The organism is Neisseria sp. HMSC055H02 (genome assembly GCF_001813335.1).
Lineage (GTDB): Bacteria > Pseudomonadota > Gammaproteobacteria > Burkholderiales > Neisseriaceae > Neisseria > Neisseria sicca_C.
In genome coordinates this window covers 19,791-31,000 of sequence record NZ_KV812067.1, presented here as the reverse complement: position 1 = coordinate 31,000, position 11,210 = coordinate 19,791, and the positions used below count along the sequence as shown (strand labels likewise).

Sequence of the window (11,210 nt, the reverse complement as noted above, 5' to 3'; positions counted from 1 at the left end):
CTCCCCGTGGGAGAGGGTTAGGGAGAGGGCGGTAAGCGCAAGCTTACTTTGGAGCAAACGCCAATCTTGCAGGCAGCCTGTCGAATTTCATCGGCTATTTACGATGCCGAAAGATGGTTTCGTTTGTGCAGGAATGCGGCAATTTCTATCGGTTTCGGGCAAAGGTCGTCTGAAACCTGTTTAAGCTGCCTCGAACAGTTTTCTCATGGCTTCGATTTGGTGTTGTTTGAGTTCGCCTGCTTCGTCGCGGCCGACGAAGATTTTGAACATGGCGCCGCCGTTGCGATTGATGAAGTTGAGCGAACAGGTGGCTTTGCCCATAAACGGGCGTTCCAAAAGGTAGATGGCAGCGCAGTTTTCGTAATAGATATGACCGTGTACGCCGCCGTCGGTTTCGGGGTGGTCGAAGTTGTAGAAGCCGCGGCCGACTTTGCCGCCGGGCAGTTTGCCGGTAACTTCGACGATGGCGTCGGGGGTGTGGGCGATGAAGGTGACGGCTTCGTCCCAAGCGGCGACGGCTTGGAGGATTTCGACGATGCGGCTGCCTTCGGTTTGGCGGATGCAGTTTTCGGGCAGGCAGCGGATGACGTCTTCAAAGCTGCATTGGTTTTGCGCGGCGAGCATTTCGAGCACTTGGCCGGGATTTTTTTCCAATGATTGGCGCAACATGATTTGTTGTTCGGATGAAAGTTTTTGCATGGTTTGATCCTTTTCTTGGGTCGGGAGGGTGAGCATGAGTTTGCGGATGAGGGTGGGCGACCAGTAGCGGCCGCTGGTGTTCAGGCGGATGAGGCCGTCCGAACCTTGTTCTTCAAAGAGTTGCATTGCCTGCCATTGGGCAATCAGTTTCTGCGCGGCGGCGTTGCCGTCAAACAGCGAGGGATTCAGACGGCCTGTTTCCATGTCGTGCTGCACTTGTCCGAGCAGGGTTTTGTTCGGGCTGTGGCCGCTCATGAAGGCGATGTTTTTTTCGCCTTTCGGGGTGGCGAGGTAGCTGTCCAAATCGCCCTGCACCTGATAGCTGAAGCCGCCGAAGTTGCCGCCTGCGCCGGAGCCGAACGCCCAGCAGGGGATATTAGATTTAACTAGGGTATTGTAGCGGTTGCGTTCGCCGCGGCCGGGATAGGCGAAATGGCTGTTGCTGACTTGGTTCCAGCCTTTTTGCGCCAGCATTTCGACGGCGTAGGCGTATTGGTCTGCCTGAACGTCGAAACCGGGCGGGGCGGGAAATGCGCCTTTTTCCACCATGCGGTTGATGGGCAGCATGGGATAGAGGTTGAAGGCGTAGGTGTCGAGTCCGGACAAAGGCAGGGCGGTGGCGCGTTTGAGGTCGTTTTGCCAAACGGCGTCGGTTTGGTTGGGCAGGCCGAACATCAAATCGACAACGATTACAGCATTGATTTCACACAGTTTTTCCAGATAGGCAAAGGCTTCGTCGCCGCCGTGTTTGCGGCCGAGGCGGCGGCGGATGGCGGTGTCGAAAGTTTGCACGCCGATGGAAATGCGGTTGGCGCCCGCTTCGATGCAGGCTTGGGCTTTTTCGATGTCGAAATGGCTCATGCGGCCTTCGATGGTGAACTCGCAGTCGTCGGCAATCGGCAGGTATTGGTAACAGGCGCGGATGAGTCTGGCGAGGTCCGGGGTTTGCAGCGCGGTGGGCGTGCCGCCGCCGAAATAGACGGCGCGGATTTTGCCGTTGCCTTGGCGGATTTCGGATTCCGCCGCCATTTCTTCGATGATTTTGTCGGTGTAAACGCTGCTGTAACTCTCTTTCCACGCGTTGCGGTAGAAGCCGCAGAACACGCAGTGGTTGGCGCAGAAGGGGATGTGCAGATAGGCAAGCGCGTCGGAATCGGCGGCATGGGGGAGCTTCTGCCGCCAAATATTTTGCCATTGCGGACGGGGAATCGGTATGCCGCCCCATATCGGCATCAACGCCTGCCGTTCGGGAAAGGCTTTAGGCGCGGATTGGCGCGGTGTCCAAACGATCTGCTTTTCCATATTTGATTAAAAATGATTATTAATCATATTAGGAAATTAAATCACTGTCATCAGACAGTGTCAAGGATGATGGAGCGGGAAAATGGAACATAAACAGTGTCGGCAGGTGAATAAATATAGTGAATTAACTTTAAACCGGTACGGCGTTGCCTCGCCTTAGCTCAAAGAGAACGATTCTCTAAGGTGCTGAAGCACCAAGTGAATCGGTACCGTACTATCTGTACTGTCTGCGGCTTCGTCGCCTTGTCCTGATTTAAAGTTAATCCACTATATTGGTGGAATGGTTTGAGGTCGTCTGAGAAATCAAAGGTTTGGTTTGCTTTTGGCCTTAGTGATGAGGCATTCAACTCATGGCTTGTTTTCAGACGACCTCTTGGGTTCATGTTAAAACTTAAGCTGCACGCGGGCGGCGAAATTGCGGCCGGTTTCGGTGTACAAGTCCATCACGCTTGAGCGGCTCATGCCGGCGACGTCTGCGTGTTGCCAGTATTTTTTGTTGCCGATGTTGTAAATGTTCGCGCCGATTCCGACGTTTTTAGACGGCTTGTACCACGCGCCGACATCCCATACGCCGTAGCCCGGCGCTTGGAAAACGCTGTCGCTGCTGACGCGGCTGTGTTTTTTCGACCAGCGCAGTTTGGTATCAACGCCCCATTTTTCTTGCGCGTAGTCCACGCCCAAAACGCCGTTGAGCGGGTAGGCGGAATCCAGCGGCGTACGGAAGTAAATAGCTGGAGACCTTTGCAAAAATAGTCTGTTAACAAAATTTGATGCATAAAAATGTGCTAAAAAATCTTCAATTGGCTAAAACCTTTCTGATATTGAGAAAAAAAATAGAAGAAATCAGGGAGGTTTCTCATTTTGAAAATGGTATTGAGCATAAAATTTTAATAACTCATGTTATTGCAAAGGTCTCAGCTGGTGAAACTGATGAACTGCTCGCCCATCGGTACGCTCAAGCGCAGGCTGGGTGTGAGCGCAGAATCGTTGAAGCGGGTTGCCGTGCCGTCGGGATTGGCATTGAGATAGGCTTGGTCGGTTTCGGTGGCCAGCCTGTCTTTTACGACAGCCGGTCTCCATGACCTTTACCACACAAATAAAAGGTCGTCTGAAAACCTATATTTCAGGTTTTCAGACGACCTTTTTACTGCTCAAACGGCTGACCGCTCAATCAGTCGTGACCGATATCGACGGTTTTCTCTTTGTAGCGCGTATCGGGGACGAGGACGATTTTTTCGTCCACTTTGCCGATGGCTTTCACGTCTTTGCCCGGGTAGTCCAACTGATGCAGGAAGTAGCGGATACAGTTGAGGCGGGCGCGTTTTTTGTCGTCGGAACGGATGATGACCCAAGGCGCGTCGCCGGTGTGGGTGTGGAAGAACATGGCGTTTTTGGCTTCGGTGTAGTCGTCCCAGCGGTCGAGCGACTGGATGTCCACGGGGGAGAGTTTCCAGTGTTTCAGGGGATCGTCGCGGCGGGAGATGAAGCGGCGCAGTTGTTCTTCGCGGGATACGGAGAACCAGAATTTGAAGAGGTGGATGCCGCTGGCGACGAGCATACGTTCCAATTCAGGGGTTTGGCGCATGAAGAGCAGGTATTCGTTGGGTTCGCAGAAGCCCATCACGCGCTCTACGCCGGCGCGGTTGTACCATGAGCGGTCGAAGAATACCATTTCGCCTGCGGTCGGCAGGTTTTGGATGTAGCGTTGGAAATACCATTGGCCGCGTTCGGTGGTGGTCGGTTTTTCCAGTGCGACAACGCGTGCGCCGCGCGGATTCAAATGTTCCATAAAGCGTTTGATGGTACCGCCCTTGCCTGCGGCGTCGCGGCCTTCAAACAGGCTGACGATGCGTTGGCCGGAATCTTTGACCCAGCTTTGCACTTTCAGCAATTCGATTTGCAGCTTTTGTTTTTCTTTTTCGTATGCGGCGCGGCGCATACGTTGTTTGTAGGGGTAGTTGGCGGGGAGCGGCGCGCTGCCGGAATCTTCGTCCGTACCGCGTCCTTCGTGTTCCAAAACGGCTTTTTCGAAAACTTGCAACTGGTCTTGCTTTTCGCCCAATTCAACGTTTTCAAACGGTTCTAACTGATGATCTGCCATAGGGTCTCCTTATTGATTAAGTTTGAAATGATATGGTGTGGTATGGTTTGATTCTACTCCTTTGCCCCTCAGCGGACTACATAAAATTACACTGCGCCATTTTTTTCGGCTCGGTCTGCTAATTTGTGTAAAACCAGCGTATAATCAGGCTATTTGCACCACAGCCATGCCCTATTTCGCCCTGTTTGACGATGCCGTGAGCGGCCGCGCAAAACTCTATCAAAATCATGTGGAAAGCCGCCTTTTCCATCATAACGAACTGGATTCGCTAAACGATACGCTGCAAAAGGGCTGGCAAAAAGGGCTGCATTCGGTGTTGTTTGCAGACTACGAATTCGGTTTGCCGCTGATGGGGATAGCGTCCGAACGCGGCGGCAACCTTGCCCTGCACTGGTTTGCCGACTGCGCCGACATCGATGCCGCAAGCTGGCTTGCCCAAAATTCAGACGACCTCCCCGCCGGTATTTCCACACCGCAATCCTCCGTATCCGAAGCCGATTACCTCGACCGCATCCGTCAAATCCACGAAGCCATCCGGCGCGGCGACACCTATCAAATCAACTACACCACCCGCCTGCACCTGCAAGCCTACGGCAACCCCGTCAGCCTCTACCGCCGCCTGCGCCAGCCCGTCCCCTATGCCGTTTTGTCCCACCTGCCCGATGCGGCAGGGAAATCCGCGTGGACGCTGTGTTTCTCGCCCGAACTCTTCCTCAAAATCGGTTCAGACGGCACCATCAGCACCGAACCGATGAAAGGCACCGCGCCGATTTTGGGCGACGGTCAAGACGAACGCCGCGCCGCCGAGTTGCAAGCCGACCCGAAAAACCGTGCCGAAAACGTGATGATTGTCGATTTGCTGCGCAACGACCTCGGCAAAATCGCCCAAACCGGTAAAGTATGCGTGCCCGAGCCGTTCAAAGTATCGCGTTTCGGCAACGTCTGGCAGATGACCAGCACCATCCAAGCCCAAGCCCTGCCAAACACCTCGTTCGCCGACATCCTCCGCTCCGCCTTCCCCTGCGGCAGCATCACCGGCGCGCCCAAACGCATGAGCATGCAGATTATCGAATCGCTCGAAGCTGAACCCCGCGGCCTCTACACCGGCAGCATCGGCTACCTGAAACCCTGCGCGGGCGGACTGGGGTTTGAAGGCATATTCAACGTCGTCATCCGCACCTTGTCGCTCAAACCCGTTTCAGACCCGATTTCAGACGACCTCTATCACGGAGTGTACGGCGTCGGTTCCGGCATCGTCATCGACAGCGATCCCGCCGCCGAATATCGCGAATGCGGCTGGAAAGCCCGTTTCCTCAACGAACTGCGCCCCGCCTTCGGCATCTTCGAAACCATGCGCGTGGAAAACAGGCAATGCCGCCTGCTCGACCTGCATTTAGGCCGTCTGAAAACCTCCGCCCAAGCCCTCAACCTGCCCCTGCCCGACGATGGCGAAACCCGAATCCGGCAATACATCGCCGACTTGCCCGACGGCCTCTTTCGCCTGAAAGCCGAACTCGTTTCAGACGGCCTCATCCTCAGCCATGCCGCCACCGCCGAACTGCCCGCCCCGCAGCGCATCATCCCCGCCCCGCAACCCCTCCCGCGCCGCGACTACCTGCGCCGCTTCAAAACCACCCGCCGCGCCCTGTACGACCAAGCATGGCAAACCGCCGAAACACAAGGCGCGTTCGACAGCCTGTTTTTCAATTCAGACGGCCTCCTGCTCGAAGGTGGCAGAAGCAACGTGTTCGTCAAATACCAAGGACAATGGCTCACCCCGTCTCTGGATTTAGACATCCTCAACGGCGTCATGCGCCAAGCCGTGTTGCAGCAGCCGCAAACCTACTTGGGCGCAAACGCAGTCATCGAAACGCACATCACCCGCGACATGCTGGAACACACCGAAGAAATCCGCCTCTCCAACGCCTTGAGGGGCGTGTTTGAGGCGGATTTGGTCGTTAAAGAATAAAATTATTTCCTGAAAACGGATAAAGCCGACAGGCGGAGTATTTGTGAAACGGGTTATATATCTGAAACTTGAGTGTTCACAAACATGCGCACGGCCTTACCCTCATAACGCTGGTTCAACCACGCCTGTAAGCGTTCGCGGTCTTTGGCAGGCAAAGACTCCTTAAATTCGAGCGAAACCACGACAATATCGTCATGTTCGCCTGTTTCCGATTTAGTATTTTTGCCGCTTTCAGGCTGCTCGGAAACAGGCTCTGTTTGCGCTTTCTCCCAAACCAAGCCGCGTCCGACAACGATTTTTTCCGCTTCCGGATATTGGGCTTTTAATTCCTTGAGTACCGCTGCATCATCGATACTGGAAGCTTTGCCTGCCAGTACGGTATCGATATAGGCCTGCTGCTCTTTCAGCTCATTTTGCTGATGAACAGAATTGTTTCGGCTTGCCAGCAATTCTTCGATTTTGGTGCCGTTCCCTCCCGCATAGACCACGTTGACCTTCGGCTCTTTCACACCCGACGCGTCTAGGCTTTTTTCCAACAGGGCGGTAATTTTCTCGGCATTTCCCGTTCCGTTGACGATCAGACCGACTTTGTTTTCTCTATAGTTCAACATCTTACGAAGAACAAAAAAACCTTCTTGCTGCTGCGCGGCGGTGATCGCGGCATTGGCTTTGGTGTTGAAGATCTCCTGACGCACCAACCCTGAAGCCATATACCCGCTCGGAATCATGACAGCAAGTACGACGGCGGTGATAAAAATACTTTGCAGCCTGCGCTTGGACTCGGTTACCAGCCCCCTGCGCGGCAGCTTGAGCAATTTGGAAACCAACAAAGTGGAAAAAGCGATAAACACGCAGTTGATGGCAAAAAGATATGAAGCACCGAGAAAGTAGTGCCAGTTTCCGTGTGCCAGTCCGTAGCCGGCAGTACACAGGGGCGGCATCAATGCGGTCGCAATCGCCACACCCGGTATGGCATTGCCTCCTTCTTTTCGGGTCAGCGCCACAATCCCCGCGCTACCGCCGAAGAAGGCAATCAATACATCCCAAAGGGTCGGCTGGGTACGCGCCAAAAGCTCGCTTTGCGCCTCTTTAAGCGGGGTTAACAGGAAATACAACGTAGCCGTAATCAAGCTGATGACGACGAATATAATGATATTGCGCACCGCTTGACGGATCAGCGCGGTATCCCCTACCGCCAAACCGTAACCCATACCGACTATCGGCCCCATCAGCGGGGAAATCAACATCGCTCCTATCACTACCGCCGTGCTGTTTACATTCAGACCGATGCTCGCCACGGCAATCGCAAACATCAATACCCACATATTGGTTCCTGACACCCGGGTATTGGCACGGATGACAGCATCAATTTTATCGGGATGGGCCTGGTCATGCGCAAGATTGAACACGTCTTGCAGCCTGGTCATGGCATCATAGTCCTCTTTTGGCTGGTTTTCCTGTTCTTCTTGGTTTTTAATATTTTCTTGGTCTTGCATTTTCATCCTTAAATCAATCTTAACGATTGTCTCTGAATATTTAATTAATTGGGATTTCGAATACTGATAATTATGCGTGATAACTAAATTCAAATATGATTAAGCAGATACCTCGCAGTATGTTAGCATGCACCCAAAAACGCTGGCAATGAAGAGCTTGCAGAAGCCTTCACGGAACCGGCATATGCAAAAACCTTGCCTCAAATCCTATTCCTGATTTTTCATCCGCAACTTACATCGAAATTTTTTAATAATGTTAATGTTAATACGTAACAAAACAAATTCCTGCTTGTAGGTTAAAATCAGGCTATGCTAATATGCACAACAACAGGTTTTTCCAGAATAATCTGTGTTAGAATGCAGACTTAGATGGAAAACTCTATCCGAACTCGGTACAATACCGACGAATTTATTTCTCTTAAACAACCCGCCGCAAGGCAAAAGGAACGACTGATATGTCAAACATCGAACAACAAGTTAAGAAAATTGTTGCTGAACAACTGGGCGTAAGCGAAGCCGAAGTCAAAAATGAATCTTCCTTCCAAGACGACCTGGGTGCAGATTCTTTGGACACCGTAGAATTGGTTATGGCTTTGGAAGAAGCTTTCGGTTGCGAAATCCCCGATGAAGAAGCCGAAAAAATCACTACCGTACAACTGGCTATCGACTACATCAACGCCCACAACGGCTAATCGGCCGCACCAAACATCCCCAGCCTCTGCTGCGTTAGCGCAATAGAGGCTGTTACCTTATATATGTGGGGCAAAATCCGTTATAATAACCGTCAGGAATCCGATTCCGAACCGCTATTATCATTTTCAGACGGCATCTTGCCGCATCCTACCGAAAACCAACAGCGAGATTATCATGAGTCAGAGAAGAGTAGTCATCACAGGCCTCGGCCAAGTATCACCGGTCGGCAACGACGTCGCCACCGCATGGAGCAACCTGCTCGCAGGCAAAAGCGGCATCGGCCGGATTACCCGCTTTGACGCATCCGACATCAACAGCCAAATCGCCGGTGAAGTGCGCGATTTCGACATCGGCCAATACATCAGTGCCAAAGAAGCCCGCCGCATGGACGTGTTCATCCACTACGGCATCGCCGCCGCGCTGCAAGCCATCAGCGATGCCGGTTTGGACGAATTGGAAAGCCTCGACAAAGACCGCGTCGGCGTGAACATCGGCTCCGGTATCGGCGGCCTGCCCAGCATCGAAGCCACCGGTAAAGCCGTTATCGAAGGCGGTGCGCGTAAAATCAACCCTTTCTTCATCCCCGGTTCGCTGATCAACCTGATTTCGGGTCATGTAACCATCCTCAAAGGCTACCGCGGCCCCAGCTACGGCATGGTTTCCGCCTGTACCACCGGTGCGCACTCCATCGGCGACTCCGCCCGACTGATCAAATACGGCGATGCCGAAGTGATGATTGCAGGCGGTGCCGAAGGCGCGATCAGCCTCTTGGGCGTCGGCGGCTTTGCTGCGATGAAAGCCCTTTCCACCCGCAACGACGACCCCGCCACCGCTTCCCGTCCGTGGGATAAAGGCCGCGACGGCTTCGTTATCGGCGAAGGTGCGGGCGTGTTGGTGTTGGAAGAACTGGAACACGCCAAAAAACGCGGAGCGAAAATTTACGCCGAAATCGTCGGCTTCGGCATGAGTTCCGATGCCTACCACATCACCGCCCCGAACGAAGAAGGCCCTGCGCTGGCGGTTACCCGCGCGCTGAAAGATGCCGGACTGAATCCCGAAGACGTCGATTACGTCAACGCACACGGTACGTCCACTCCGCTGGGCGATGCCAACGAAACCAAAGCGCTCAAGCGCGCGCTGGGCGACCATGCCCGCAAAGTCATCGTCAACTCCACCAAATCCATGACCGGCCACTTGCTCGGCGCGGCAGGCGGCGTGGAAGCGCTGTACAGCGTGTTGGCGGTACACGAGCAAAAATCCCCGCCGACCATCAACATCTTCGAACAAGACATCGAAGCAGGCTGCGATTTGGACTACTGCGCCAACGAAGCGCGTGACGCGAAAATCGACGTTGCCATTTCCAATTCCTTCGGCTTCGGCGGTACCAACGGCACATTGGTATTCAAACGCTTCAAAGACTGATAGAAGGTTTTAAGTAGATTGAAAAGGCCGTCTGAAACTAGGTTTCAGACGGCCTTTTTTATTTTGAAATACAAATATCCTTGATAATCTGTATCATTTATATAAAAATATTGACTCCTCCCAATATCGCCCGGATTTTATCGGGTAATCAACCCAATTACATTTTTAAGGAGTCTGCAATGAAAACCATCCGTATTCTAGCATTGGCCGCTGCACTGGCCGCCGTGCCTGCATTTGCGTCTGATTTCGGCCATGAACAGGCATTGACCATAGACGGCAAGCCTGCCCATCTGGCAGAAACTTCAGCCCGTATTTTGGCAAACGAAACCCTGACTGCGCCGCAACTGGTCGAAGATATCACTGATGGATTCGGTTCGAAAAAAATTCCAGGTTATAAATTGATGATTATGGGCCGCACTTATTCGGTGGCGGCAGAAACCAAACCGCCGAAAGAGGGCCAAACTCAGTGGCGGGACAATACGTTCATTCATCGCGGCGTAAAACTGTTTGTCGGCATTCCGGTCAAAAACGGCAAGATGGATTTGGCGTCTGCCAGATTGATTAATATCGGCGTAGTTGACGACAACGGTGGTGCCGCGCCTCATGATGAGGGTGAAAAAATCCGTCCGGTCGGCAAGCAGCAGATGTCTCCCGATACCAAAGTGGAAAATGTGAAACTCAATATTGCCAAACTGACGTTGCCAAATATGAAATTGGGCGAAACCAGTGGCGGTGGTGTGAAATTGGAAGCATCGGCAACATTGGACGGTAAGCCGATACAGACCAAAATCGACAGCACTTTCTCCCGCTTCTATTCCGCCAACCCAGCCGCTACACGGCCGTTTATGGCAGATGTACGGTTTGTGAAATAATCGCAAAGGCCGTCTGAAATCCAGTTTCAGACGGCCTTTTATATAACGAAACTGCATAAGTTTAGTTTTTCATAGATTAAAGGTAAGGAGAGACCTTTGCAAAATTCCTTTCCTTCCGACAGCCGAGATCCAAATAAAGATTTTCGGCTGTTTTTGTTTCAAATATCCACTGATTCTACTCAAATATCCCCGTAATTCACCTTGGATACCTGATCAATCAGGTATCCGACCGCCTTTTAGGCGGCAACAGGCACACTTAGCCTGTTAGCCGCTTTCAACAGGTTCAAACACATCGCCTTCAGATGGCTTTGCGCACTCACTTTGAGCAGACCAAAATAGGCTGCCCGGGCGTAGCGGAATTTACGGTGCAGCGTACCGAAGCTTTGTTCGACCACATAACGGGTCTTCGACAAATATCGGTTGCGTTTGGTTTGCACTTCCGTCAGCGGACGGTTGCGGCAGGCTTTGCGCATAATGCCGTCCAACAACCGATGCTCTTTCAGGTGTTGCCGGTTTTCCGCACTGTCATAGCCTTTGTCGGCATAGACGGTCGTATCTTCGGCTATACCTTCCAGCAAAAGCAACAGGTGGTTGCACTCATGGGTATTGGCGGGGGTGATATGCAATTTCTCGATATAGCCTTCCTCATCGGTGCG

Annotated in this window: 10 protein-coding genes and 1 pseudogene; 5 read left to right on the top strand and 6 right to left on the bottom strand. The window is 52.8% G+C overall.

What is annotated here, in order from left to right; genetic code table 11:
* Nucleotides 1-180 precede the first annotated feature (180 nt).
* From hutW to HMPREF2907_RS01400, 3 genes and pseudogenes are all read right to left on the bottom strand, one after another.
* Nucleotides 181-2,001 carry a heme anaerobic degradation radical SAM methyltransferase ChuW/HutW gene (gene hutW / locus HMPREF2907_RS01405; protein ID WP_070679270.1) on the bottom strand — a complete coding sequence of 607 codons (1,821 nt, stop codon included), beginning with the start codon at nucleotides 1,999-2,001 and terminating at the stop codon, nucleotides 181-183.
* Nucleotides 2,002-2,210: 209 nt separating this feature from the next.
* A pseudogene (locus HMPREF2907_RS13645) lies at nucleotides 2,211-2,276 on the bottom strand (transposase); the annotation flags it as partial.
* 109 nt (nucleotides 2,277-2,385) lie between these two features.
* On the bottom strand, nucleotides 2,386-2,748 hold the full coding sequence (locus HMPREF2907_RS01400) for a TonB-dependent receptor domain-containing protein (RefSeq protein WP_318258970.1): 363 nt from the start codon (nucleotides 2,746-2,748) through the stop codon (nucleotides 2,386-2,388).
* A 23-nt stretch (nucleotides 2,749-2,771) separates the two neighbouring features.
* Here HMPREF2907_RS01400 and HMPREF2907_RS01395 point away from each other — a divergent pair, with 23 nt between their 5' ends.
* The gene (locus HMPREF2907_RS01395; protein WP_070679267.1) at nucleotides 2,772-3,083 is read left to right on the top strand and encodes a hypothetical protein; all 312 of its coding nucleotides are present in this window, start codon (nucleotides 2,772-2,774) and stop codon (nucleotides 3,081-3,083) included.
* An 89-nt stretch (nucleotides 3,084-3,172) separates the two neighbouring features.
* On the opposite strand, the gene ppk2 is transcribed toward HMPREF2907_RS01395, so the two are convergent.
* Entirely contained in the window at nucleotides 3,173-4,102 is a 930-nt protein-coding gene (ppk2, locus tag HMPREF2907_RS01390; protein ID WP_003766403.1) for a polyphosphate kinase 2, read from the bottom strand.
* Nucleotides 4,103-4,268: 166 nt separating this feature from the next.
* Between ppk2 and HMPREF2907_RS01385 the strand changes: the two genes are divergently transcribed.
* Complete coding sequence (locus HMPREF2907_RS01385; RefSeq protein ID WP_070679263.1) at nucleotides 4,269-6,071, top strand: bifunctional chorismate-binding protein/class IV aminotransferase; 1,803 nt, start codon at nucleotides 4,269-4,271, stop codon at nucleotides 6,069-6,071.
* A gap of 53 nt (nucleotides 6,072-6,124) precedes the next feature.
* Here HMPREF2907_RS01385 and HMPREF2907_RS01380 read toward each other — a convergent pair whose 3' ends face one another.
* Nucleotides 6,125-7,567 (bottom strand): DUF389 domain-containing protein, encoded by a 1,443-nt coding sequence (locus HMPREF2907_RS01380; RefSeq protein ID WP_070679260.1) that lies wholly within the window; start codon nucleotides 7,565-7,567, stop codon nucleotides 6,125-6,127.
* Between the two features lie 455 nt (nucleotides 7,568-8,022).
* On the opposite strand from HMPREF2907_RS01380, the gene acpP reads away from it, so the two are divergent.
* From acpP to HMPREF2907_RS01365, 3 genes are all read left to right on the top strand, one after another.
* Nucleotides 8,023-8,259 carry an acyl carrier protein gene (acpP, locus tag HMPREF2907_RS01375; RefSeq protein WP_039406310.1) on the top strand — a complete coding sequence of 79 codons (237 nt, stop codon included), beginning with the start codon at nucleotides 8,023-8,025 and terminating at the stop codon, nucleotides 8,257-8,259.
* Nucleotides 8,260-8,434: 175 nt separating this feature from the next.
* Entirely contained in the window at nucleotides 8,435-9,682 is a 1,248-nt protein-coding gene (gene fabF, locus HMPREF2907_RS01370) for a beta-ketoacyl-ACP synthase II (protein WP_070679257.1), read from the top strand.
* Nucleotides 9,683-9,861: 179 nt separating this feature from the next.
* Nucleotides 9,862-10,554: a hypothetical protein gene (locus HMPREF2907_RS01365; RefSeq protein ID WP_070679251.1), complete on the top strand. Its 693-nt coding sequence runs from the start codon at nucleotides 9,862-9,864 to the stop codon at nucleotides 10,552-10,554.
* 236 nt (nucleotides 10,555-10,790) lie between these two features.
* On the opposite strand, the gene HMPREF2907_RS13420 is transcribed toward HMPREF2907_RS01365, so the two are convergent.
* A partial coding sequence (locus tag HMPREF2907_RS13420) for a transposase (RefSeq protein WP_318258969.1) occupies nucleotides 10,791-11,210 on the bottom strand: 420 nt, incomplete at its 5' end.

Excerpts from the sequence above, each read along its gene's own strand:
- fabF (WP_070679257.1), top strand. The coding sequence starts at position 8,435 with ATGAGTCAGAGAAGAGTAGTCATCACAGGCCTCGGCCAAGTATCACCG.
- HMPREF2907_RS01365 (WP_070679251.1), top strand. The coding sequence starts at position 9,862 with ATGAAAACCATCCGTATTCTAGCATTGGCCGCTGCACTGGCCGCCGTG.
- HMPREF2907_RS01395 (WP_070679267.1), top strand. The coding sequence starts at position 2,772 with ATGCATAAAAATGTGCTAAAAAATCTTCAATTGGCTAAAACCTTTCTG.
- HMPREF2907_RS01380 (WP_070679260.1), bottom strand. The coding sequence starts at position 7,567 with ATGCAAGACCAAGAAAATATTAAAAACCAAGAAGAACAGGAAAACCAG.
- acpP (WP_039406310.1), top strand. The coding sequence starts at position 8,023 with ATGTCAAACATCGAACAACAAGTTAAGAAAATTGTTGCTGAACAACTG.
- hutW (WP_070679270.1), bottom strand. The coding sequence starts at position 2,001 with ATGGAAAAGCAGATCGTTTGGACACCGCGCCAATCCGCGCCTAAAGCC.
- HMPREF2907_RS01385 (WP_070679263.1), top strand. The coding sequence starts at position 4,269 with ATGCCCTATTTCGCCCTGTTTGACGATGCCGTGAGCGGCCGCGCAAAA.
- ppk2 (WP_003766403.1), bottom strand. The coding sequence starts at position 4,102 with ATGGCAGATCATCAGTTAGAACCGTTTGAAAACGTTGAATTGGGCGAA.